At 55.3% G+C, this 22,804-nt stretch carries 20 protein-coding genes; 11 read left to right on the top strand and 9 right to left on the bottom strand.

Annotated features, from left to right (window positions below):
- The first annotated feature begins 53 nt into the window (after positions 1 to 53).
- Both metF and BUA85_RS00150 read left to right on the top strand, forming a co-directional pair.
- On the top strand, positions 54 to 920 hold the full coding sequence (gene metF, locus BUA85_RS00155) for a methylenetetrahydrofolate reductase [NAD(P)H] (protein ID WP_072900318.1): 867 nt from the start codon (positions 54 to 56) through the stop codon (positions 918 to 920).
- Between the two features lie 36 nt (positions 921 to 956).
- Positions 957 to 1,439, top strand: coding sequence for a PaaI family thioesterase (locus BUA85_RS00150; RefSeq protein ID WP_072898359.1), 483 nt, complete (start codon positions 957 to 959; stop codon positions 1,437 to 1,439).
- 41 nt (positions 1,440 to 1,480) lie between these two features.
- On the opposite strand, the gene BUA85_RS00145 is transcribed toward BUA85_RS00150, so the two are convergent.
- Positions 1,481 to 2,545: a DUF2235 domain-containing protein gene (locus BUA85_RS00145; RefSeq protein WP_072898358.1), complete on the bottom strand. Its 1,065-nt coding sequence runs from the start codon at positions 2,543 to 2,545 to the stop codon at positions 1,481 to 1,483.
- Positions 2,532 to 4,832, bottom strand: a complete 2,301-nt coding sequence (locus tag BUA85_RS00140) for a xanthine dehydrogenase family protein molybdopterin-binding subunit (protein ID WP_072898356.1) — start codon at positions 4,830 to 4,832, stop codon at positions 2,532 to 2,534. The genes BUA85_RS00145 and BUA85_RS00140 overlap by 14 nt, the downstream gene beginning before the upstream one ends.
- Positions 4,833 to 4,968: 136 nt before the next feature.
- Here BUA85_RS00140 and BUA85_RS00135 point away from each other — a divergent pair, with 136 nt between their 5' ends.
- Positions 4,969 to 5,841 carry a phytanoyl-CoA dioxygenase family protein gene (locus tag BUA85_RS00135; protein WP_110559041.1) on the top strand — a complete coding sequence of 291 codons (873 nt, stop codon included), beginning with the start codon at positions 4,969 to 4,971 and terminating at the stop codon, positions 5,839 to 5,841.
- The gene (locus BUA85_RS00130; protein WP_072898354.1) at positions 5,841 to 6,434 is read left to right on the top strand and encodes an HD domain-containing protein; all 594 of its coding nucleotides are present in this window, start codon (positions 5,841 to 5,843) and stop codon (positions 6,432 to 6,434) included. The genes BUA85_RS00135 and BUA85_RS00130 overlap by 1 nt, the downstream gene beginning before the upstream one ends.
- A gap of 121 nt (positions 6,435 to 6,555) precedes the next feature.
- Here BUA85_RS00130 and BUA85_RS00125 read toward each other — a convergent pair whose 3' ends face one another.
- Together BUA85_RS00125 and BUA85_RS00120 are read right to left on the bottom strand one after the other, a co-directional pair.
- Positions 6,556 to 7,014 (bottom strand): hypothetical protein, encoded by a 459-nt coding sequence (locus BUA85_RS00125; RefSeq protein WP_072898352.1) that lies wholly within the window; start codon positions 7,012 to 7,014, stop codon positions 6,556 to 6,558.
- Between the two features lie 183 nt (positions 7,015 to 7,197).
- A complete protein-coding gene (locus BUA85_RS00120; RefSeq protein WP_072898350.1) occupies positions 7,198 to 7,947 on the bottom strand; it encodes a DUF3592 domain-containing protein in 750 nt (249 codons plus the stop codon).
- A 75-nt stretch (positions 7,948 to 8,022) separates the two neighbouring features.
- Between BUA85_RS00120 and BUA85_RS00115 the strand changes: the two genes are divergently transcribed.
- Together BUA85_RS00115 and BUA85_RS00110 are read left to right on the top strand one after the other, a co-directional pair.
- A complete protein-coding gene (locus BUA85_RS00115; RefSeq protein ID WP_072898349.1) occupies positions 8,023 to 11,076 on the top strand; it encodes a valine--tRNA ligase in 3,054 nt (1,017 codons plus the stop codon).
- Between the two features lie 132 nt (positions 11,077 to 11,208).
- The gene (locus BUA85_RS00110; RefSeq protein ID WP_072898347.1) at positions 11,209 to 12,321 is read left to right on the top strand and encodes a pyridoxal phosphate-dependent aminotransferase; all 1,113 of its coding nucleotides are present in this window, start codon (positions 11,209 to 11,211) and stop codon (positions 12,319 to 12,321) included.
- Positions 12,322 to 12,419: 98 nt separating this feature from the next.
- Here the strand turns inward: BUA85_RS00110 and BUA85_RS00105 are convergent, their stop codons facing one another.
- Positions 12,420 to 13,673, bottom strand: coding sequence for a pyridoxal-phosphate-dependent aminotransferase family protein (locus BUA85_RS00105; protein WP_083526200.1), 1,254 nt, complete (start codon positions 13,671 to 13,673; stop codon positions 12,420 to 12,422).
- Between the two features lie 155 nt (positions 13,674 to 13,828).
- Between BUA85_RS00105 and BUA85_RS00100 the strand changes: the two genes are divergently transcribed.
- Genes BUA85_RS00100 through ygfZ form a run of 3 tightly spaced genes read left to right on the top strand, consistent with a single transcriptional unit; the run spans position 13,829 to position 16,951 of the window.
- The gene (locus BUA85_RS00100) at positions 13,829 to 14,485 is read left to right on the top strand and encodes a fused DSP-PTPase phosphatase/NAD kinase-like protein (protein ID WP_072898343.1); all 657 of its coding nucleotides are present in this window, start codon (positions 13,829 to 13,831) and stop codon (positions 14,483 to 14,485) included.
- On the top strand, positions 14,482 to 16,227 hold the full coding sequence (locus BUA85_RS00095) for an ABC transporter ATP-binding protein (protein ID WP_072898341.1): 1,746 nt from the start codon (positions 14,482 to 14,484) through the stop codon (positions 16,225 to 16,227). The genes BUA85_RS00100 and BUA85_RS00095 overlap by 4 nt, the downstream gene beginning before the upstream one ends.
- On the top strand, positions 16,220 to 16,951 hold the full coding sequence (gene ygfZ / locus BUA85_RS00090; RefSeq protein ID WP_072898339.1) for a CAF17-like 4Fe-4S cluster assembly/insertion protein YgfZ: 732 nt from the start codon (positions 16,220 to 16,222) through the stop codon (positions 16,949 to 16,951). Before BUA85_RS00095 ends, ygfZ begins: the two co-directional genes overlap by 8 nt.
- Before the next feature lies 1 nt (position 16,952).
- Here the strand turns inward: ygfZ and efp are convergent, their stop codons facing one another.
- The gene (gene efp, locus BUA85_RS00085; RefSeq protein WP_072898337.1) at positions 16,953 to 17,516 is read right to left on the bottom strand and encodes an elongation factor P; all 564 of its coding nucleotides are present in this window, start codon (positions 17,514 to 17,516) and stop codon (positions 16,953 to 16,955) included.
- Positions 17,517 to 17,740: 224 nt separating this feature from the next.
- Here efp and BUA85_RS00080 point away from each other — a divergent pair, with 224 nt between their 5' ends.
- Positions 17,741 to 18,064: a DUF6280 family protein gene (locus BUA85_RS00080; RefSeq protein WP_072898335.1), complete on the top strand. Its 324-nt coding sequence runs from the start codon at positions 17,741 to 17,743 to the stop codon at positions 18,062 to 18,064.
- Between the two features lie 79 nt (positions 18,065 to 18,143).
- Here BUA85_RS00080 and BUA85_RS00075 read toward each other — a convergent pair whose 3' ends face one another.
- Complete coding sequence (locus BUA85_RS00075; RefSeq protein WP_072898333.1) at positions 18,144 to 18,719, bottom strand: cobalamin biosynthesis protein CobQ; 576 nt, start codon at positions 18,717 to 18,719, stop codon at positions 18,144 to 18,146.
- Between the two features lie 52 nt (positions 18,720 to 18,771).
- Between BUA85_RS00075 and BUA85_RS00070 the strand changes: the two genes are divergently transcribed.
- Positions 18,772 to 20,229 (top strand): cobyric acid synthase, encoded by a 1,458-nt coding sequence (locus tag BUA85_RS00070; RefSeq protein WP_072900316.1) that lies wholly within the window; start codon positions 18,772 to 18,774, stop codon positions 20,227 to 20,229.
- Here the strand turns inward: BUA85_RS00070 and BUA85_RS00065 are convergent.
- Together BUA85_RS00065 and BUA85_RS00060 are read right to left on the bottom strand one after the other, a co-directional pair.
- Positions 20,221 to 21,321: a hypothetical protein gene (locus BUA85_RS00065; RefSeq protein ID WP_131802741.1), complete on the bottom strand. Its 1,101-nt coding sequence runs from the start codon at positions 21,319 to 21,321 to the stop codon at positions 20,221 to 20,223. The genes BUA85_RS00070 and BUA85_RS00065 overlap by 9 nt on opposite strands.
- A gap of 88 nt (positions 21,322 to 21,409) precedes the next feature.
- The gene (locus tag BUA85_RS00060; RefSeq protein WP_072898329.1) at positions 21,410 to 22,768 is read right to left on the bottom strand and encodes a TolC family outer membrane protein; all 1,359 of its coding nucleotides are present in this window, start codon (positions 22,766 to 22,768) and stop codon (positions 21,410 to 21,412) included.
- Positions 22,769 to 22,804: the final 36 nt, after the last annotated feature.

The raw sequence follows: 22,804 nt of genomic DNA, 5'->3' as shown, positions 1-22,804 counted from the left end.
TTCATAGAGGTGTGTTTGCGAAAGAACAAGCAACCGCACATGAGGACCGATCCATGACCCAACCCGCCGTCAGCTTTGAATTCTTCCCACCCAAATCGCTCAAAGCATCTTTTCGTCTGTGGGAGTGTGTGTCGACATTGGCACCATTGGACCCAACTTTCGTTTCGGTCACCTACGGCGCAGGCGGCACGACACGGAAGTTGACCCACGAAGCTGTAGTCGCATTGCGCGATCAAATGGATTTGCCAGTTGCGGCACATCTAACTTGCGTGGACGCAACACGCGTCGAAACCGATAAGATTTTGGATGGGTATGCCGCAGCAGGGGTGACGGATATTGTCGCGCTAAGGGGGGATGCGCCGAAGGGCACAAATGCGTTCACACCCCATCCAGAGGGCTTCCAAGATTCCATTGAGCTGATTGAAACGATTGCCAAACGCGGCACATTCAATATCACGGTCGGCGCATATCCCGAGAAACATCCTGAAGCCGCCTCAACGAAAGCGGACATCGAATTTCTAAAACGTAAGGTAGATGCAGGTGCAACGCGCGCGATCACGCAATTCTTTTTTGAGGCAGAGACCTTCTTTCGGTTCCGCGATGCTTGTGCGGATGCAGGCATCACGGCCCCTATTCTTCCGGGCATCCTGCCTGTCGAGAATTGGGCCGGCGCAAAGAAGTTTGCGGAAAGCTGTGGCACATCTATCCCGCCCTTAATTGCAGACGCCTTTGCCAACGCCGAGCGCGATGGCACCTCCGATCTGCTCGCGACGGCTCTGGCGTCCGAGCTGTGTGACGACTTGATCCAAGGCGGTGTGGAGCACCTGCATTTCTACACGTTGAACAAACCCGAATTGACCCGTGACGTGTGCCATGCGCTCGGCGTGACGCCAAAAGCGCGGTTGCAAAAAGTAGCGTGACGCGGCAGCGTCTCCGAAAAGACTATCGGAGGCCAAATGTTCACCGCCACATCCATAGACCAACTGCCCGAGCTTGAGGACGTCAAAGCAATCTCGGGCCTCGAATTCATGCAAAAGATGCTGGCAGGAGAGATCGCGCGGCCGCCGATTAGCGGGCTGTTGAACTATCAAATTGATACCGTCGAGCCTCAGAAAGTGATCTTTCGTGGGACGCCCGAGTTCGAACACTGCAACCCGCTGCGCGGTATTCACGGCGGTTGGTATGGCGCGCTATTGGACAGCTGCATGGCCTGCGCTGTGATGACGACTGTCCCTCAAGGTTCGGTCTATACGACTCTGGAATATAAAATAAATATCACCCGCGCTCTGCCGATCGGGACCGAAATCCTCGCCACCGGTATCGTAGATCATGCAGGACGCAGCACAGGTGTGGCCCACGGCGAAATCCGTGGCGCAAAGGACGGAAAGCTTTATGCGACAGGTTCAACGACCTGCCTGATTATGAAGCTGCCAAACTGATCGTCTTTTGACCTAATATACTTCCGCCGGAGGCATCCGCCCTATCCGGCTTCCGAACCGATCAGGATAGCATCCCGCGCATCATCAGTCACATCCCCTGCTATCGTTGGATGCAGGCTCTCTGACCGGCAGACCCCAATCTTGCGTTTGCGCCGATGCAAGAACAGTTTTGACCACCCATGCCAACGCCCAATCGACGGGGTTTCGACGTCCTGCGGGTAGCGATTTTTCCATCCCTCTGGAAGCGGCATTCCAACCTGCTCCAACTGTTCCAACATCCAGACCAGCGGAATATTAGACAGCGGTCGGTACCGATGCGACGGGCCAACCTGTCCGCCAATATCGGCGTGGGTTCCTTTGAACCACACTTGCTCCATCCGGCCTTCCCATGCGACCGGACACATCCACATCACCGGCGCGTAAGCCATCCGGGTTTCGTCGCGGGCCACAGCGTGAAAGCCGTTGCGAATGGAGGGACCAAGCGCATGGTTGTGAAACGCGTGTTTGCGCATCGTCCAGCGCCAGATCAACGGGAACCGAAAACCCAGCGCTTTGACCGTGTCCCAAACCGCCACGGCTTCAATCGGAGCGTCGTCATGGCAATAGCACCGGAATTCGGCTGCGGCTTGCGATGTCGCTCCCGCTTGGTAGTGGCGATAGGCAGTGCGGATATTGCTGACTGTGGCTGCCTCTGGCTTCAAAAGGCCGACCAAATCCAAAACACCTGCGAGAGAACGAACCGCATAAGCGCCTCTGGAATAACCAATCAGCACGATCTTGTCGCCTGGCCTGTAGCGGCTCGCCAAAACACCATAGGCGCGGCGGATTTGACGATTGATGCCCTTGCCCGTCATCACATCCCACGTGCCGCGCCAATCCTGCCATTGAATGCCTGCTTCATAGTAGATCGACAGATCGCCGCGCGACCCAACCTCTCGCAAGAGTTGGTAGGTGAGCCCCGCATTTGTCTCGCAGCCAGGCATTAGGCTGGAGGCCGTTCCATCCAAGATAATCACATGCGTGGCGTGGCCCCGAACCACCCGTGGTCCGGTTTCTTGTGTTGGGCCCCTTCCTAAGAGGCCAAGGACCCAATCACGAAGCGACACTGTCCGCCTGAGCGTCTTGCAACGCTGTCCAAACCCGATGCGGCGTATAGGGCAAATCGAGTTGACGCACGCCCGCATCCCAAAGCCCATCCAGCACAGCATTGGTCACAGCCGCGATTGCGCCAACTGTCCCCGCTTCACCGCAGCCTTTCATACCAAGCGGATTATAAAGCGACGGTGTGCCTTCGGTCGTAAAGTCAATCATGGGAAGATCATCGGCGCGTGGCATCGCATAGTCCATAAAACTTGCCGTGAGCAGCTGTCCGTCTTCATCATAGACCACATGTTCGGTCAGAACCTGACCCAAACCCTGCGCGACGCCACCATGCACTTGACCCGCAACGATCATTGGGTTGAGAAGATTCCCAAAGTCATCCACGACCGTGTAGCGAACCACATCGGTGACCCCCGTTTCGGGGTCGATTTCCACTTCGGCGACATGGGCGCCATTGGGAAAACTCCGATCATCCAAGGTAATTGTTGCAGAATGGCGCAAAAGTTCGGTTTGGCCTGCATCCTCGGCCAGCTCTGCCGCCTCTAGCATCGTAGGCGACAGATTTGAACCGGCGATCCGGAACCGTTCGTCGTCAAAACTCACATCATCAACCGACACACCTTCTTGTTCGGCAAGGAACGCGGAAAAAGATGCGACCATCTGCTCGACTGCGGCCAGTGTTGCGGTGTTCTGCACGGTACCGGACCGGGACCCACCTGTGCCGCCGCCTGTCGCGATTCGGTCGCTGTCCCCTTGCACAACGGTAATCTTATCAACGGGTATGCCTGATTGATCCGCGAGGTATTGCGCATAGACCGTCTCGTGCCCCTGCCCGTTGGATTGTGTACCGACAAAGATCAAAGCTCCGTCATTTTCAAACTCGACGGTTGTGGTTTCCGTCGGAGCGCCCAATATGCTCTCGATGTAGTAGCACAGACCGATGCCACGGTATTTGCCAGCACGCGCACTCGCATCCTTGCGCGCTTTGAAACCGGCCAAGTCTGCTTCTTCCGCGGCTTTGTCTAAGACACGCTCAAAATCACCGACGTCGTACGTTACTTTGCTAACCGAGGTGTAAGGGAATTGGTTCGGCTGGATGAAGTTTTTGCGCCGCAACTCCCATGGATCAACGCCCAATTGCCGCGCCGCTTCGTCCATCGCGCGTTCCAAAATGAAAATCGCCTCTGGGCGACCCGCGCCTCGGTATGCGTCGATTGGGGTCGTGTTGGTATAGACGCCGCGCGTCCGCATGTGTGCGTTTTGAACGTCGTAGGTGCCCATCAAAACTTTGGAAAACAAATCTGTTTGAATGTTTTGCGCAAACGTCGAGTTGTATGCACCCATGTTGATTAGGTTATCGACTTTGTAGGCAATCAACTTGTTGTTCTGGTCAAACCCAAGTGTCGCCGCGGTCATAAGGTCGCGTCCGCCATTGTCCGTCAACATGCCTTCGGTGCGTTCGGACATCCACCGTACCGGGCGTTGCAATTTGCCCGCTGCATAGGCCACGAGAATGGTTTCCCCGTAGTGCATGGCCTTCATGCCAAAGCCGCCGCCGACATCAGGGTTCGTGACACGGATATCCTCTTTCGGAATGTGCAGTTGGCGTGCGAGCTCGCTTTTGGTGCCCCAAACACCTTGTCCATTGACCGCCACGTGCAGACGACCGTCTTGGAGTTCAGCATAACAGCCACGCGGTTCCATCGCGTTGCAGATGATCCGATTGTCATAAACATCGAGTTCCACAACTCGCGCCGCATCGCTCAGCGCTTGTTCGGTCTCTTCTTTGCGACCCAAATCCCAGTCGAAAACAAGATTGTCGGGCGCTTCCTCGTGGATCAACTCTCCGCCGATTTCCAGTGCAGTATGGGCAGGCAGATCATCAATATCGATGTCGATTGCATCGGCAGCATCTTTGGCCTCCGACAAGCTGTGCGCGATGATCATTGCGATCGGTTCGCCGACATACCGAACCCGATCTTTGGCCAGAAGCGGCCGGAGCGGGTCCGCACCCTTTGAACCATCAGATTGCGTCACGAGCGAGCCGGACATCTTAAGGTTCACGCCATCGGCTTCGAGATCAGCGACCGTGACGATCAATTCAACACCCGGCATGTCGCGTGCGTCGTCTGCGTAGATCCCCTTGATTTCGCCATGTCCGTGGGTGGAGCGGAGAAAGAAAGCATAGAGAGCACTTTCTGGCGCGAGGTCATCCACATAGCGGCCTTGACCGGTTAGAAACCGGCGATCTTCAAACCGTTTGACCGGCTGGCTCTTTCCAAACTTTTCCATGTGCTGCTCCGCCATTTGCTTAGGTCGGAACCTAATCACTGAGGCACGACTGTCCAGTGCGAAGGCTGTCGTTTCTTGGCAAGACATGTCGCGGAATCAGCGCTCAAGTGACCTTAACTCGATGGGAGTTCGAAATATGAGCAATCTAGGTCATGTTACCGCAGAACAAGCCGCATCCTACCGCGAACACGGGTACCTCTACCCAATCCGCGCGATGACCGAGGACGAAGCTGCTGACTTCCGCGCACGTGTGGAAGCGTTGGAGGCTGAATGGCTCGACAATGGGCTGCCCTTGCCCTTGAACACTTACAAACGGGTCAACGCGCAGATCGTCATGCCGGTCGCGCATGAGTTAGGATGTCACGAAGGCATCTTGAACGCTGTCGAAGGTGTCTTGGGACCGGACATCATGCTCTATTCGGTCGAATTTTTGATCAAAGAGCCGAACACCAAGGCCGTGGTTACAATGCACCAAGACCTGACCTATTGGGGCATGGGCGAAATTGATGGGCTGACAACGGCCTGGCTGGCCCTGTCTCCGGCGACAAAGACAAGCGGGTGCATGGATGTCGTTTCCGGCAGCCATAAAAACCCGATCTTGCCGCATGAGGATACCTTCGACGGAAACAACCTCCTGTCACGAGGACAAGAAATTCGGGTCGATGTTGCGGAGGAAGACAAGGTTTCGATGGAGCTGCGGTCGGGCGAAATCAGTTTCCACCATGGGCTGACAATTCATGGCTCTGGCCCAAATTCGTCAGATGACCGACGGATCGGAGTCGCCATCCGATATCTCATTCCAGAAATTGCGAAAAGCGGTGGCGAACGGGATTTCGCGCATTTGGCGCGTGGCAGGGATGATCACGGGTTGTGGGCGCCGTACCGTGTACCGCAGGTTGCTTTTGAACCAGACGCATTGAAGCAATATGATGCGGTGAGACAGCTGCAAACGCAGGTGATGATGAAAGGCGCGAAAGAGGACAGCGCCATATATGAGAAGGCAGGCTGATGGATCAGGTCAAATTCACTCAGATGAAGGATGGCGACAAGGAAGACTACGACTTTCTGACGGCACATGAGATCGAGCACACAAAGGGCACCGCGGATCGGTTGTTGAAGGCTCTGGTGGATTTAGATGAAGGCCTGTCAGGCTATCAGATCACCCGCCTCGGGCATTCCTTGCAATCCGCCACCCGTGCCGAGCGCGATGGGGCAGACACCGATTGGGTCGTCGCAGCATTGCTGCATGACATTGGAGACATCTTCGCACCCTATAACCATGATGAATATGCAGCCACGATCTTGAAGCCATTTGTGCGGGAGCAGGTGACTTGGGTGGTTGAGAAACACGGTGACTTCCAACTGGTCTATTACGGCGAACACGTTGGCGCGAACCCTGAGAAGCGGCAGGCCTATTCAGGGCATCCCTATTTCGATGATTGTGCGACGTTTTGCGAGCGTTGGGATCAGAATTCGTTCGATCCTGACTATGACACGCTGCCGATTGAACATTTTGCGGACCGCGTGCGAGAGGTGTTTGCGCGGGAACCCTATGATCCTACGGTGATCCGTGCGGGTGAAAGAGAGCCGTTGCAAGCCTGATCTGAGCGGCCCTCCGGGGGGAGTTTTTGGGCCAAGATGAGAGAGCTTTAGCGGGTTTTGGCCTCGGTTTTATGCAATTTTGACCCCGCCCCCTTTCGCGGACTGACGTGCAGTTAAAACGTCAGAGGTAACTCGCACGCTTCGAACCAACATCTTCGATCCATTTTGCGTCGTCACCATGCACGAAGACTTCAATCTTGGTGCCCACACCAACCTTGTGAAGCTTTTGGATTTCGTGGTTCAGGCTCTCTGCCCGACGACCATCTTCCGTCCTAAAGATCAGGTAACCATTTCCCGTCGGGGTCCCTGAAGATAGGTTTTCAACGATTTGTTCAACGACAGCTGTTTTCGTTTCGCCAAGGTTACGGACACGGATGACTTTCCAAGTCTTCGCCAAAAACCAAACCGGGCTGAGCAAGTAGCAGAAAGCAAAAACAGTTTCGAAGGTACTCAGCTCGTCATCAAACAAGAAGAAAAGCAAAGCGAAAACGAACAAAACGAGCGATATATCACCTCCCGCAGCGCGAAAAATCGCGAACCATGATTTTGGCCCTTGTTCGGAAAAATCTGGTTTGGTCACAATACGTTTACTCTCTAGCGTTGGTTTTTACGCAGTCGTTTCGGTCTCTGCAATGTGAGCGCAACCTATTGGCGTGAGTTGGCTCAATAGGCCTGAGTTGATTGTCGTTTCTACATGCGGAAGGCTCTGCTCATTTTTATCACTTTCAAACCGGTTCTTGAATTTCAATGCACTAAAAGTGCTTTATTGCACTTTTGGAATTGTGTTCCGCCTTTCCGGCCGTGGGCCAGTGTCGCCTTCCCACCACGCAGTTTTCCCACGCACGAAAACATCAATCTCGGCGCCTTCGCCAATCTCTAAAAAGAGGTCAACCTTGCCATCTAGTGTCATTTGAGGCGGCCCATCTGTCGTTCGGAATACCATATATCCATTCCCAGTTGGGCGGCCTTTGCTGCGCCTTTCGATAATTTCATAGACTTTGGCGGTCGAACTGTAGCCGTAGCGCCGCGCGAGGACAGCGCTGTTGGCCCGCCGTCCTGTGATCCACAAGTTGAACAGCGCGAAGAGACCCATTGCACCTGCGACCCATTGCATCGTCGTGGCAGAATCTTGGCGTTCGCCGGGATAATGCTCCACAACACTCGGATTGCTCGGAAGGTATCGAACCGGCGTCGACCCTCCGACTGCGACGTCGTGATAAAAGCCCGAGCCGACATCATGTTCTCGTCGGTAGGTCGTTCCATCGACCATATAGGCTAAGGTCACATAGTAATCCGTGTCGTCGGTCGTCCGATGAATGCGTTTGTCGATCACCTCCGCCTCTACGGTTAGCCCATCTCTTTCAAAGATCACAGCGGAATGGTATTGGCTCACGCTTGCCACCGTTAGGCCGATCAAAATCAGCGCTGAGATCACGGCGATCCAACCACCCGCGGCGAAGAAAATGCTGAACCAACTGCGGGGCTTGGTGCGACTGTGTTGAGCTGGGGCCATAGGGCGCGTTTCCCCCCTTTTCGCGGGTCGTTGGTTTGGGTAAACGGACCCTACTCAGACCAAGGACGCACCACAATGGCGATGGATAAGACATTTGACGCACAATCAGCCGAACCGCGGCTGTATGAGGCGTGGGAAAAGGCGGGGTGCTTTCGCGCCGGTGCCAATGCAAAGCCGGAGGCGTCGACCTTCTGCATCATGATCCCACCGCCCAACGTCACAGGTGTCTTGCATGTGGGTCACGCGTTTAACAACACGCTGCAGGATTTGCTGATCCGTTGGCACCGGATGCGCGGGTTCGACACGTTGTGGCAGCCGGGTCAGGACCATGCGGGCATAGCGACGCAACTGGTTGTTGAGCGCAAGCTGAAGGAAGACAGCAACATGCGCCGCACCGACATGTCGCGCGAGGATTTTCTGGCGAAGGTCTGGGACTGGAAGGCCGAAAGCGGTGGGACGATCATCAATCAGTTGAAACGCCTTGGCGCGTCGTGTGATTGGGAACGGAATGCCTTCACCATGTCCGGTGCGCCGAATGCGCCGAAGGGAGAGGATGGCAACTTCCACGACGCCGTGCTCAAGGTCTTTGTCGACATGTACAACAAAGGGCTGATTTACCGCGGCAAACGATTGGTCAACTGGGACCCACATTTTGAAACGGCGATTTCGGATCTCGAGGTCGAAAATATCGAAGTTGACGGCCACATGTGGCACTTCAAATACCCGCTCGCCGGTGGGACGACCTATACCTACATCGAGAAGGATGAGGACGGGAACGTCACGCTTGAGGAAGAGCGGGACTATATCTCTATCGCGACCACGCGTCCTGAGACGATGCTGGGCGACGGCGCGGTCGCGGTGCATCCGAAAGATGAACGGTATGCGCCAATTGTTGGAAAACTCTGTGAAATTCCAGTCGGGCCGAAGCAGCAGCGCCGTCTGATCCCGATCATCACGGATGAATACCCCGATCCTGATTTTGGGTCTGGTGCGGTGAAGATCACCGGCGCGCATGACTTCAACGACTACCAAGTCGCCAAGCGTGGCAACATTCCGATGTATTCGCTGATGGACACCAAAGGCGCGATGCGCGCGGATGGGCGTCCTTATGGGGAGGAAGCCGCGACGGCTCAGGCGATTGCGAACGGGGATGAAGATTTCGACGAGGCGAAGATCGCCGCGATGAACCTTGTGCCGGAGGAATATCGTGGGCTGGATCGGTTTGAGGCGCGCAAGCGCGTGGTTGCGGATATCACGGCTGAGGGGTTGGCTGTGATGCATGACGTCACGCGGGTTGAGAAAAACGAGGACGGCGAAAAGGTCGAGGTGGCCGAGACCGTGCCGATGGTCGAGAACAAGAAGATCATGCAGCCCTTTGGCGACCGCTCGAAGGTTGTGATCGAGCCGATGCTGACGGACCAATGGTTCGTGGATGCGGAAAAGGTTGTTGGCCCCGCGCTAGATGCAGTGCGCGAAGGGCGCACCAAGATTATGCCGGAGAGTGGGGAGAAGGTTTATTTCCATTGGCTGGATAATATTGAGCCGTGGTGCATCTCTCGCCAGCTGTGGTGGGGGCATCAGATTCCGGTTTGGTATCTTCCATCGATCTCGAAATCCGCAACATCTAACAGCATCGATGATGCAGAGCTGGATTTTGGAAATCCTGTTGGCTTTTGTGCTTCAAATGAAGCCGAGGCTATGGTTCTTATCGAAGATCACCTGTCCAAGCTAGGCGTGACGTATGAATTCCGGCATGGGGGATACACAGACGTTAAATCTCTTGAAGCAGAGTTCAGATCAAATGGCGGTTTGCCAGTTTGGCGCGACCCTGACGTCCTCGACACATGGTTCTCCTCCGGCCTCTGGCCCTTCGGCACGCTCGGCTGGCCGGAGCAGTCAGAAGAACTGAAGAAGTACTTCCCAACAGACGTTCTGATCACCGGTCAGGACATCCTGTTCTTCTGGGTCGCGCGGATGATGATGATGTCGAACGCGGTGATGGAAACCGATCCGTTCCATACCGTCTACCTCCACCAACTCGTCCGTGACGAGAAGGGTGAGAAGATGTCGAAAACGCGCGGCAACGTCATTGATCCGCTTGAAATCGTGGATGAATACGGCGCGGATGCGATGCGGTTTACGCTGACGCAGATGGCCGCGATGGGCGGGGTTTTGAAGCTCAGCGAGGACCGGATCAAAGGCTACCGCAACTTCGGCACCAAGCTGTGGAACGCGTTCAGCTTTGCCGAACATTACGAGATCCCCTACCCCGGCGACGCGCCGCGCCCGGATGCGCAGCTGACGCTGAACAAGTGGATCATTGGTGAGACCGCGAAGGTGCGGGAGGCTGTGGATGCGGCCTTGACCGCCTATCATTTCAATGATGCGGCCAATGCGCTTTATGCCTTTGTTTGGGGCAAGGTCTGTGACTGGTATTTGGAGTTCTCCAAGCCGATCCTGCAGGGCGATGATGAAGCCGCGAAGGTTGAGACGCAGAAGACGTTGCGTTGGGTGCTTGATCAGTCGTTGATCCTGCTCCACCCGATCATGCCGTTTATCACCGAAGAACTGTGGGGCTTTGCCGACAGCCGCGCTAAGATGCTCGTTCATGCCGATTGGCCTGAGTATGGTGCTGAGCTTGTCGATGCCGACGCGGATCGTGAGATGAACTGGGTGATTTCCCTGATAGAAGGCATCCGGTCCGCACGGGCACAGATGAATGTGCCGGCGGGTTTAAAGATCCCTGTGTTGCAGACGTCCGCCGATGACCACGCGGTTCAAGCTTTGGCGAACAATGAGGCCTTGGTGAAGCGTTTGGCGCGGATGGAAAGCATTACGGTCGCGGAAGAGGCACCGAAGGGCTCTTTGACCGTTCCGGCGGCGGGTGCGTCTTTTGCGTTACCCTTGGCGGACATCATCGATGTGGACGCCGAGAAGGCGCGTTTGGGCAAGCAGCTAGAGAAGCTCAATAAAGAGCTTGGCGGTTTGCGCGGGCGTTTGAACAACCCAAAGTTCGTGGAAAGTGCGCCGGAGGCGGTTGTGGCTGAGGCGCAGGCGAATTTGGCTTTGCGTGAAGAGGAAGAGGCGAAGCTGGTTGCAGCGATTGGGCGGCTCGAGGAAATCGGTTAGAGAAGCCCCCTCCCGAGGGGAGGGTCGGGAGCTGAACGGCTTCGCCGATTTGGCGCTGACTCTTGTTGAGCCCACCGTCACTTGACACCATGCCCCATTGCAAACTCGCGCAGCCCAGGCCAAAGATTTTGCATGACCAATGACCCTCGTCTCACAAACCTCGCTGCCACGTTGCCCGCCACCGTTCCGTTCGTCGGACCTGAAGCACAGGAACGCGCACGAAGCGCACCATTTGAAGCCCGCCTTGGCGCGAACGAAAGTGTCTTTGGCCCGTCGCCCCGCGCCATAGAAGCCATGCAGAAAGCGGCGGCGGACGTGTGGATGTACGCCGATCCCGAAAACCACGATCTGCGGCAGGCTTTGGCCGATCACCATGGAATCAGCGCTGATCACATCATGATCGACGCAGGCATCGACACACTTCTGGGCGTGCTGGTGCGACTTTTGATCACGTCGGGTGACCATGTCGTCACCTCTGCCGGAGCTTATCCGACATTCAATTACCACGTCGCAGGCTTTGGCGGGACACTACATCAAGTGCCCTACAAGGGCGATTTTGAAGACCCGGACGCGCTGATCTCCAAGGCTGACGAGGTCGGCGCAAAACTCATCTATTTTGCAAATCCTGATAATCCGATGGGCAGCCAACATAAGGCTGCGACCATCGAAAAGATGATCGAAAATGTCCCCGACGGCTGCCTTTTGATTTTGGACGAAGCCTATATCGAAATGGCGCCAGAAGGGTCGGCTCCCACCGTTGCCGAAACCGGCACGCGGGTGATCCGAATGCGCACGTTTTCAAAGGGTTACGGAATGGCAGGCGCGCGCGTTGGCTACGCTATCGGAGCCGTGGATTTAATCACTGCATTCAACAAAGTGCGCAACCATTTTGGCATGTGTCGGATTAGTCAAGCCGGAGCGCTGGCCGCCCTGAAAGATCAGGATTGGCTCAATCAGGTCCAAGAAAACGTGCAAGTCGCACGAGCATGGATCACACAAATTGCCGCTGAAAATGGGCTGACGGCTCTGCCCTCCTCCACCAACTTCGTCACCATCGACTGTGGCCGTGATGGAGCCTTTGCCAAACGCGTCTTGGGCCATCTGATCGAGGCCGGCATTTTCGTGCGCATGCCATTCGTTGCCCCACAAGACCGTTGTATTCGCGTCAGTTGTGGGACTAGCATCGATCTTGACGCTTTCGCGGCTGCTCTACCTACTGCTTTGGAGCGCGCAAAGTCAGACTAAGGAGAGCCATGTTCCCGCGACGCCATCGATCTGTGCCAAACTATACCAATGCGTTTCTTGTGACCGTTTTTGGTATTTTGTTCATGGGTTTTTGGGTCTTAGCAGCACTGGCTGGCGGGCTCTGGGTTGCTGTGGTTGCCCTTGGCTTGAATCAGCTGATCACTGCGCTTGACCGGCGTATGGCGCGCTAGCTCATCAGCCGCAGCTTGTAACGCGCCTTGACCATGTGGAATGCCCAGCGCGGTTAATCCACCTCCGATCGTTCCCAACACGCCCATGATCATATGCGCGTTCACATGGCCCATATGGCCGATGCGATAGTAAGCGTCCGACGGTTCACGCCCCAGACCGATGCCAAGCGTCAGCCCGGTTTGCGTCTCACACCAATCCTGGAGCGCCAAGCCATTGCCCGGCCCAGCAAACACAGATGTGACCGCCCATGATCGGGCAGTCCGATCTGGCACATTGATTTTCATTGGGCCGTCTTGCGCCCAAGTTTCCAAAGCCGCCCAGATCATCTGCGCCAAGCCTTCGTGCCGCGCCCAGACGTTTTTGATGCCTTCCTCTTTGATCATGTCGAGCGCGACCCGCAGACCATAAAGGTGGTGTGTCGGTGCAGTGCCGTTAAAATGCATGAAATACACTTCCGGATCGACACGCAGCGACCAATCCCAATAACGGGACACGTTGTCACCGCGACGCGCCATGGCTTTGTCGTTGAAATGAACGAACGCGAGGCCTGCTGGCGTCATCAACCCTTTTTGGCAAGCGCTGACAGTGACATCGATGCCCCAAGCATCCATCTCGTAGCGATCGCATCCAAGCGACGCGATACAGTCCACCATCAGCAACGCGTCATGGCCCGCTGCATCCATTGCGGCACGAATGGCGGCGATATCGCTTTTGCCGCCGGTTGAGGTATCGACGTGGCACACCAGTACAGCTTTGATCTTGCCTTTGGTGTCTTTGCGCAATGCGTCTTCGATCCCCTGCGGATCAACAGGTCCGTCTTCTGAAAAGCTCAAAATTTCCGCAGTAAGGCCCATTGCATCCGCCATTTCGGCCCAGCCTTTGCCAAAGCTACCGGCCTCTGCCACCAGAACAGTATCGCCGCGAGATGTCACATTCATCAATGACGCTTCCCATGCGGAATGCCCATTGCCGATGTAGATTGCGACATGCGCCTCTGTCTGCGCCACATACTTCAGATCAGGGATCAAGCTGTGGGTTAGGTCATGCAATTCACCCTTATAGATGTTCGGGGATGCCCGATGCATCGCTTTCAAAACCTCATCCGGCATAACGGAAGGTCCGGGAATGGCAAGATACTGGCGTCCATTGGCAAGTGGCATGATGCGTCCGCTTTCAGTGTTGGAGAATTGATCAGACCTTACGTCGCATAAACCGAAGGTCAACACAGCACGGCAGATTTTCTTGATTACCTTGCTCCATACCCCATATGCCCGTAGACCTTCATCGAAAGGCCGATCAGCCAAGGCAGAGACTATTGGACAAAGACACCGCAACCGTCAGCGAACTGGCCAGCGCATTGACAGATCAAGATCGCAAATCCGCTGAGCGGTATGTGTATTGGTCCGATCACGGTATGTTGCGGACGTTTTGGACCAATTTCGGAGAAGTGGCGCCGGGCGTCTACCGATCCAACCAGCCTGATCATGATCGATTGGTCAAATACAAGGAAATGGGGATCAAAGCGGTTTTGAACCTGCGCGGATCACCCAAAAAGCCGCATCATATTTTAGAAGTGCGCAGTTGCGAGATGCTAGGACTTGAGTTGAAGAGCGTCGCACTTCACGCCCGTGCGGCCCCTCAGGTTCGGCACTTAAACACTCTTTTCGAAGCCTTTGACTCGATCCAGCGGCCTTTCGTGATGCATTGTAAATCAGGCGCGGATCGCGCGGGTCTGGCTGCCGTTCTTTATCGCTTAGATCAAGGCGAGGATATCGCTCAGGCCCGTCAGGAACTTTCGATTAAGTACCTGCATCTGCGTCACACCAAGACAGGAATTCAGGATCATTTCATTGATACCTATCAGGGGCGCCTAAAGGACGGCCCCATCAGCATTCGCGACTGGATTGCACATGAATATGACGCGAAAGCTTTGACAGAGAGCTTTGCGAAAGTGAAGCGTTTGCCGATATGAGGCAAAACGACAGTCATATCAGGTGGCTCTGGCGAGACTATCTGAGCCGTCACAAAGGCAAGATTGCCTTGGCATTTATCTTCATGGTGATTGAAGGGTCGATGCTGGCTGTTCTAAGCCGCCTGATTCAACCCATGTTCGATCAGGTCTTTTTGGAAGGTAGTCAAACCGCGCTGATCTGGGTTGGTGCGACGATTATGACCGTGTTTTTCATTCGTGCGGTCAGTTCGGCAGCACAAAAAATCACGATGACCAATGTGATCCAACGATCCGCGCGGGATATGCGCAGCGATCTTTTGCGCCACCTTCTTTACCTCGACAGCAGCTATCACCAAACCCACCCGCCAGGGCAATTGATTGAACGTGTGCAAAGCGATGTGCAGGTCATCAATCGATCCTGGGCGGCTTTGCTGGTCGGTGTTGGGCGCGATCTGATTGCGGTTGTCGCGCTTTTCAGCGTGGCACTATCCATTGATTGGGCATGGACGTTGATTGCACTGATCGGGATTCCCTTCATGATCGCGCCGTCTCTTCTTGCTCAACGCTATGTCCGCAAGCGCGCCGCACGGGCGCGGCTCTTGGCGGGGCGAATGGCCACACGACTCGACGAGGCGTTTCACGGCGTTAATCCAATCAAATTGAACGCTTTGGAAGACTATCAAGGCGATCAGTTCGATGCTCTATCGGATCAACGCGTGAAGGCAGAGGTCCGCGCTGTGACAGGCCAAGCCATGGTGCCAGCTTTGATCGACATTATGACAGGCATCGGGTTCCTAGGCGTCATGATTTACGGTGGCGGTGAGATCATCTCGGGTGAGAAAACCGTCGGCGAGTTTATGGCGTTTTTCACCGCGATGAGCCTGACATTCGAACCCTTACGTCGTCTTGGCCAAATGAGCGGCACCTGGCAGATGGCGGCAGCCAGCATGGATCGTGTCCGCGAGATCTTCAACGTCGCTCCGACGCTCGTTTCACCGAGCGATCCTATCGCGTTGCCGGATGGGCAGCCGAATTTGGTACTGAGCGACGTCGAACTTCAGTATGATGAATTACCCGTTTTGCGCGGTCTGTCTTTCGAAGCTGAGGCCGGTAAAACAACGGCACTTGTTGGCGCATCAGGCGCTGGTAAGAGTACGATCTTCAACGTTCTGACCCGATTGATTGACCCGCATTCAGGAAGCGTGACCGTTAATGGCGCTGACATCACGTCTTTGGATATTGGCGCGCTGCGGGGTCTGTATTCTGTCGTCACACAGGACGCGGCATTGTTTGATGATACAATCCGCGAAAACATACTTTTGGGGCGCGAAGATGTACCTTCAGAGACGCTTGCGCGCGTTATGGACGCTGCACATATCACCGATTTCGTTGAGAAACTGCCAAACGACCTCGACAGCGAAGCGGGGCCGCGCGGGTCGAACCTCTCAGGCGGGCAAAGGCAGCGGGTCGCCATCGCGCGCGCCTTGCTGCGAGAGACCCCAATTCTGCTTCTAGACGAAGCAACTAGCGCCCTCGACACGAAATCAGAAGCCATTGTCCAAGAGGCGTTGGAAACCCTATCCAAAGGGCGCACGACACTGGTGATTGCGCACAGACTGTCCACTGTTCGCAATGCCGACAAGATTGTCGTAATGGACCGCGGCAAAGTCGTGGACGAAGGAACACATGAGGCGCTTCTTGAACGCGGTGGCATCTATGCCGATCTTTATCGTATGCAGTTTTCAGAGGATGCTCATGCCTGATCGCACCGTTCTTTCCGTCACTGGTTCAGACCGTGTGTCGTTTCTACAAGGACTAATCACCAACAACGTGCCGGAAGACGCCGGCCAAATCGCCTATGCCGCGCTTCTGACGCCGCAGGGCAAATTCATCGCGGATTTCTTTGTCGTCTCAGAAGACGATCGCCTGTTGATTGACGTGGCTGAAAGCCATGCAGCCACTCTGTTCCAAAGGCTGAACATGTATCGGCTGCGCGCTGACGTGAAGATCGAAGCAACTGAGCTGATCGTATCGCGTGGGTTGGACACGGCTCCTTCCGGTGCGTTGACTGACCCAAGGTCGGATGCGTTGGGTTGGCGTCTTTATGGGGCGGAGGATTTGTCTGAAGCGGTCGATTGGGATGCGGTAAGGGTGTCAAACGCTGTGCCGGAAACCGGCATCGAACTCGGCCCTGGCACCTACATCCTCGAAGCGGGGTTCGAACGGCTCAACGGTGTCGATTTCAAAAAGGGTTGCTTCGTCGGTCAGGAGATTGTCGCGAGGACGAAGCATAAAACCGAGTTGCGCAAAGGGATCGTTCAAGTGCGCATCGACGGTAAAGCATCACAGGGCGATGATATCACCAAGGATGGCAAAGCCGTCGGGACCCTGCATACCGTCTCGGGCGATACAGGCCTCGCCTACCTGCGCTTTGATCGCGCGGATGGCGTTTTGACTGCGGGTGAAGCGACCCTCACCCGCATCTAGTTTAGGCGCGTTCAGAGTATTCGAAGGTTTCCGTGTTGACCACGATGTCTTCGTCTTGGCCCACGAAAGGCGGGATCATCACGCGTAAACCGTTGTCCAGAACCGCAGGCTTAAAGCTGTTCGCAGCGGTTTGACCTTTGACCACCGGCTCCGTCTCTACCACTTTGCAGGTCACCTTTTGTGGCAAGGTGACGTTCAACGCCTCCTCGCCGTAGTATTCGATTTGCACGACCATACCGTCCTGAAGGAACGGACGGCGATCCCCCAAAATGTCAGCTGGCAGCGCGATCTGTTCAAAGGTTTCGCTGTCCATGAAGTTCAGCATGTCATCGGCTTCGTAAAGGAACTGCTGGTCCTTTTGGTCAAGGCGTACGCGCTCTACCTTATCAGCAGACCGGAAGCGTTCATTGAGTTTGCGACCATCGCGCAAGTTCTTCAGTTCAACCTGCGCAAAGGCACCGCCTTTGCCGGGCTTGACGTGGTCTACTTTAACCGCTGCCCAAAGGCCGTTTTCATGTTCCAGAACGTTTCCGGGGCGAATCTCGTTTCCGTTGATTTTTGGCATGTCTCAGATCGTGTCAAAATTGTGTCGAATGGTTGAAGATAACCTGTCTTGGCCTATATCTGGCAGGAAAAACCGTGTCCAGACACCGTATTCGGCTGAAATTCGCTTTTTGGTATGCGCTGAGTGCATAGCAGCCATTCCAAAAGAGGTTCCCCGAATCGCACAAATTTCGTGCATGTTAGCGGTCACGCGGAAAGTACAAGAACAAAAACGAAGGAAAACACATGAGAGATTTCGTCGACGGTAGTGCATTCAATAATGAGCAGGGAAACCGCTCACGCAAACTGTTTGCAGCTGTCGTACTAGCCGCTCTCGATGACGCTATCGCAGATGATAAGAAGTATGGCAATGGTCCAGAGCAAATCGCCCGTTGGGCACGCTCGCGCGACGGCCGTGAAGTTCTATCTTGCGCAGGCATCGATCCGAACGAGCGCGTTGTTTCTGGCTTGATGGAATTCGTTGGCAAAGGCGTGCGTACATCTGTTGCCCTGTCTCGCGAAGAAAGCGAACGTCGCAACGCGGCAGAGCAGGAAGCTCAAGCAGCTTAAAGCACATTACATACATGAACCCGGCCAGGTTCGACAGAAAACGCGGTCTCTGCTCGGGCCGCGTTTTTCTTTTGTAGCGTCAGCCGGCAAACATGAGTGTGAAGAGGATGACTGGCGCAAACTCCATAAGTCCTAAGACCGCTATTAGGATGCGCATCGGAATGCCTTTGTAACGCCGCCACAGATAAGCACAGGCAATCAATGAAAGCAGAATTTCGACTGGCCCAACGATATTGCCGTAGTAGTCGGGATCCCAATAGCTGACGGGACTTGCGAAAATCCAATTGGTGATCGGCCAAAAATGCGCGCGCGCGTCATCGTTGTGAAGCGGTAAATCCAAGCCAAGGTGCAGGAGGGCCGCCCCACACAGGGCAAAGGCAATGCTCGAACGGAACATAATGGCGAGCGCCAAACCGATGCTCCAAATCACGATTGAATTGTCGATGCGAAAGATGCTTTGCCAAGTATCCGAGAAATAGAGCTCTCCAAAAACGACCTGGGGCGGCGTACCCAAAACGTTCAAGTGCCAACCCGCCATGGCATAGAGAGAGAAATCGGGAAGCAACGCCCCGATCAAAGCGGCGGCGGTCACAGCCTTGCTTTCGGGTTTACCGAATGCGGCGAGACCAAAAATCAGATGCGCGGGCGTGTTCATGATCTTTCCTCGGGCTGGGCGGCTGGCTATGACGGTACTGCAGGAGGGCGCGATGACCAAGGCCATCATGATACAAGGTGCGGGATCAAACGTGGGAAAATCCATGTTGGTCGCCGGTATTGCTCGTGCTTGCGTCAGGCGAGGCCTCTCTGTCGCTCCGTTTAAGCCGCAGAACATGTCGAACAATGCGGCCGTGACCGTGGATGGTGGTGAGATTGGCAGGGCGCAGGCATTGCAGGCGATGGCAGCGGGGAGAGACCCAATCGTTGATATGAACCCTGTCCTTTTGAAGCCTGAAACCGACGTTGGCGCTCAGATCATCGTGCAGGGCAAGCGGTTTGGCACGATGAAAGCGCGGGAGTATGGCAAGCAGAAGGGCACGCTTCTTCCAAAGGTGTTGGAGAGCTTTCACCGCCTCATTGAAGGGGTTGATCTGATATTGATCGAAGGTGCAGGTAGCCCTGCTGAAGTAAACCTGCGCGCTGGTGACATTGCCAACATGGGATTTGCCGAAGCTGCGGATATTCCGGTGGCTTTGATTGGCGATATCGACCGCGGCGGCGTGATCGCGCAGCTTGTTGGGACGCATGTGATTTTGCCACCCTCTGATCGGGACCGCATTAAAGCCTTTGCAGTCAATAAGTTCAGAGGTGACACGACACTCTTCTCCGACGGGATGGATATCATCGAAGAGCAGACCGGATGGTCCTCGTTGGGGATTATCCCTTGGTTTGCAGATGCTTGGAAATTGCCTGCCGAAGACATCATGGATGTCAAAGGTCATGCGGGTGGCGACATCAAAGTCGCCGTGCCGCGCCTAAACCGGATTGCGAATTTCGACGATCTTGATCCCTTGTCAGCCATGCCAGAGGTGACCGTCGATCTCATCGAAGCTGGACGCCCCCTCCCCGGCGATGCGGATTTGGTCCTGATCCCTGGCTCTAAATCAACCATCGCGGATCTTGCTCATTTCAAGGCGCAGGGGTGGGACATTGATCTATATGCCCACGTGCGCCGAGGCGGCGCGGTGCTAGGTGTCTGCGGCGGCTATCAAATGCTTGGCAAAGAGATTTGGGATGATGACGGCATCGAAGGGGCCCCTGCCCGCATTGAGGGTTTGGGGCTTTTGGACGTAATCACAGAAATGAAGCCCGAGAAGCGGCTTGCTCTGACACAGGCGACCTATTTGCCAACGGGTGACGCTGTCGAGGGGTACGAAATTCATATTGGAAAAACGCATGGCCCTGACCGCGACAACGCATGGCTTTCGGTGAACGGTCAATCCGAAGGTGCGAGCGCGCGAAACGGTCAGATCAAAGGCTGCTACCTCCACGGCCTATTCGCTGCCGATGCGTTCCGGTCGAGCTACTTCAAAGACTTGGGCTTCAACGTCGCTCAGCAAGACTACCGCGAAGATGTGGAGCAAACGCTAGATGCGCTTGCTGACCACTTAGAGGCCCATTTTGACATTGATGCCCTACTAAGAGCCGCTGGTGAGGTGTCACTCTAGCTCTTGATGGGTCAAGACGCGGTTGATCTCGCGGCGGACCAAACGGCGCACATTACGCGTGATCGTTTCGCCAAGTTTGCCCTCAAGCTCACCCTTAACAACCTCTGCGACGACCTGTCTGATGAGTTCTTCGTCCAACGTGGCGCCATCTGCCAAAAGCCCGTCAATGTCATCATCTGGGGCGACCAACTCGCCCTCGTCTTCCATGAGGTCATCGCCATGGTCTTCTTCAGCGAAGGCTTCTGATCCATGATACATCGCAGCCGTTCCTTGCGGCACAGCAGTTTCCAAAGGCTCATCAACCTCTGGCTCGTTTTCCGGTGTAGTGTCCGGTACAACGCGGAAAATGCGACCCGTTGTGACCGCAGCCGCAGCGGCTGCAACGGCAACTTCAGGCTCGGGTGCGTTGTCATCTTCCATTGGTTCGGGTGCAGCTTCTTCCTCAGCGAGGTCGGGAGCTATTTCCTCTGGCGCATCTTCCACGATCGAGATCGGCGAGACAGCCTGTTCAGGGGTCAGGGCCAAAGGCTCCATGGGCGCAGGTTCTTCGGTATGATTTCGACGGCTATCGAAAACGACTTCCTCTACCTCATTACCCCATGATGAGACAGGCGCCATCTCGCTCCCGTCTGGTTCGAATTCGTCTTCACTTCCGGTAACGGCAGCTTCGAGCGCTGCAATCGTCGCCTCCAAACTGGCGCGAGATGTCTCAGGCTCCAGAACAGGTTCCAGTTCCGAAGGTTCCGCAACCTCTTCGTCCGCCTCTGCAACTGGTTCCACTTCAGGTTTGACTTGCGGTTCACCCGCAAAAACATCCTTCAGAGAGGCTGACCGTTCGGCAAGTTCCTCTTCCTCCGACGCCGGCACAGCGGCAAAACCAACCGGTGCCTCCAACGTCATAGGCGCATCTGATTCTGATGATTCTTCTTCCGAAATACGCAGTGAGGGCGTCAGAACGAATTTCTCCGCCTCTGCTTGAACAGAGCCAAATTCCTTCTTTTTTTCCTGTTTTGCTTTGTCACCTTCGGCCACTAAGCGGCGGATTGAAGACAAAACATCCTCAATCTCCATATTCGTCACTGGATCCGACATAATGTGTCTTCCTGCTTGGCCCCCACCCGTAAGTGTAGCCGGAAGTTCTTAACGAAACAACAGACGGCTCGAGTTTCCGTGGCGATGTTTAGTTCTGGCCGATCGCTTCCAACACTCGATCCAACGCACGACCTTGAGCGGACAGCCCTGCAGGCGCGTCTTTTACGAGGTTGTAGTATTCGGTTGGATCATATTGCTGGACCGGAAGCCGCAAATGATCCGCCGTCAAAAGCCCCATGGACAGAAGCACAGAATAAGACGCGATCACTTCATCAGCCTGAGCGGATATCGTGTTGGTACGCGCATCAAGCAGCTCTTGCTCAGCGTTTAAGACATCAAGAGTCGTCCGCGATCCCAAGGATGCCTCTTCCCGAACGCCACGGAACGCGACCGTCGCAGCGCGTGTTTGCTCATCAGATGCCTGTCGGGACGCGCGCGCCACTGCCAAATTGGCATAGGCGTTTCCAACCTGCTGTTCCAGATTGTGCCGTGTCAGGTGCAGACCGGCACGTGTTGCGTCACGGCGCGCGATAAGTTGGCGTTTCTGGGCAGCGATCCGCCCGCCAGCATAGATTGGGCCAGAAGCGGTCAAGTTGAACGATCTGGAATCGTTGAAATCGCCATCGACGGCAATTTGCCCTCCAAGCGTAACAATCGGTCTTGTTGCAGCCTCCGCCCGCATGATGTTCAATTCCGCCGCTGCAACAGAATGTCTAACTTCCAAGATATTGGGGTGGTTTCTGACGGCGTATGCTTTAGCGTCACCGACGGTGCGCGAAACAGGGGCTGCGGAGGCTGGTGCCGGCTGGTTCGGTGCACGCCCGACCGCCGCACGGAATTCTTCAACCGATTGAGCCAAGCTGCCTTGGGCAGACGCCAAAAGGCTACGTGCCGCCGCCAATCTTGCTTCAGCCAAAGACACATCCGTCCGCGTCACTTCGCCGACTTCAAACCGATCTTCTGCCGCGCGAAGTTCTTGGGTGATCAGACGGACATTGCTTTCGCGCAATGCGACGAATTCCAAGCTACGGCGGACATTCATATAGGCTTGAACGGCGCGGAACAGCACTTGTTGTTCAACATCAACAAGCGACTGCCGTGTCGCCAGAACAATTTCTTTCTGCGCGTCCACTGCCAATTGATTGGCACCGCCATCATAGAGCGTCAATTGACCTGAGATCGCGATGTTTTCCGTGACCAGATCCGCACCAGGCGGGCGCGGGTTGCTGTAATTGGCACTTGCCGACCAGTTGACCACAGGTTTGGTCGCCGACAGAGCAATCGCCACATCCTCATCAGCGGCGCGCAATAGAGCGCGGTTTTGTTCGAGCAAACCTGAATGGTTGTAAGCGTCGGTCAACGCGTCAATCAATGTCTCAGCCCGAGCTGCAGGGGCACTCAATGTTGCAACACCCAAAACGATTGCGAGGTATTTGCGAAACATCATCTTTGTATCCCCTTGCTGTGACGTGACATCAGATAG

The organism is Cognatiyoonia sediminum, from assembly GCF_900129845.1.
Classification (GTDB): domain Bacteria; phylum Pseudomonadota; class Alphaproteobacteria; order Rhodobacterales; family Rhodobacteraceae; genus Cognatiyoonia; species Cognatiyoonia sediminum.
This window is presented reverse-complemented; position numbering and strand designations above follow the sequence as displayed.

Coding starts and splice junctions, on each gene's coding strand:
- BUA85_RS00120 (WP_072898350.1), bottom strand. CDS start 7,947: ATGGCCCCAGCTCAACACAGTCGCACCAAGCCCCGCAGTTGGTTCAGC.
- BUA85_RS00070 (WP_072900316.1), top strand. CDS start 18,772: ATGACCAAGGCCATCATGATACAAGGTGCGGGATCAAACGTGGGAAAA.
- BUA85_RS00080 (WP_072898335.1), top strand. CDS start 17,741: ATGAGAGATTTCGTCGACGGTAGTGCATTCAATAATGAGCAGGGAAAC.
- efp (WP_072898337.1), bottom strand. CDS start 17,516: ATGCCAAAAATCAACGGAAACGAGATTCGCCCCGGAAACGTTCTGGAA.
- BUA85_RS00110 (WP_072898347.1), top strand. CDS start 11,209: ATGACCAATGACCCTCGTCTCACAAACCTCGCTGCCACGTTGCCCGCC.
- BUA85_RS00065 (WP_131802741.1), bottom strand. CDS start 21,321: ATGTCGGATCCAGTGACGAATATGGAGATTGAGGATGTTTTGTCTTCA.
- BUA85_RS00105 (WP_083526200.1), bottom strand. CDS start 13,673: ATGCCACTTGCCAATGGACGCCAGTATCTTGCCATTCCCGGACCTTCC.
- BUA85_RS00060 (WP_072898329.1), bottom strand. CDS start 22,768: ATGATGTTTCGCAAATACCTCGCAATCGTTTTGGGTGTTGCAACATTG.
- BUA85_RS00150 (WP_072898359.1), top strand. CDS start 957: ATGTTCACCGCCACATCCATAGACCAACTGCCCGAGCTTGAGGACGTC.
- BUA85_RS00135 (WP_110559041.1), top strand. CDS start 4,969: ATGAGCAATCTAGGTCATGTTACCGCAGAACAAGCCGCATCCTACCGC.
- BUA85_RS00115 (WP_072898349.1), top strand. CDS start 8,023: ATGGCGATGGATAAGACATTTGACGCACAATCAGCCGAACCGCGGCTG.
- BUA85_RS00140 (WP_072898356.1), bottom strand. CDS start 4,832: ATGGAAAAGTTTGGAAAGAGCCAGCCGGTCAAACGGTTTGAAGATCGC.
- metF (WP_072900318.1), top strand. CDS start 54: ATGACCCAACCCGCCGTCAGCTTTGAATTCTTCCCACCCAAATCGCTC.
- BUA85_RS00095 (WP_072898341.1), top strand. CDS start 14,482: ATGAGGCAAAACGACAGTCATATCAGGTGGCTCTGGCGAGACTATCTG.
- BUA85_RS00130 (WP_072898354.1), top strand. CDS start 5,841: ATGGATCAGGTCAAATTCACTCAGATGAAGGATGGCGACAAGGAAGAC.
- BUA85_RS00075 (WP_072898333.1), bottom strand. CDS start 18,719: ATGAACACGCCCGCGCATCTGATTTTTGGTCTCGCCGCATTCGGTAAA.
- ygfZ (WP_072898339.1), top strand. CDS start 16,220: ATGCCTGATCGCACCGTTCTTTCCGTCACTGGTTCAGACCGTGTGTCG.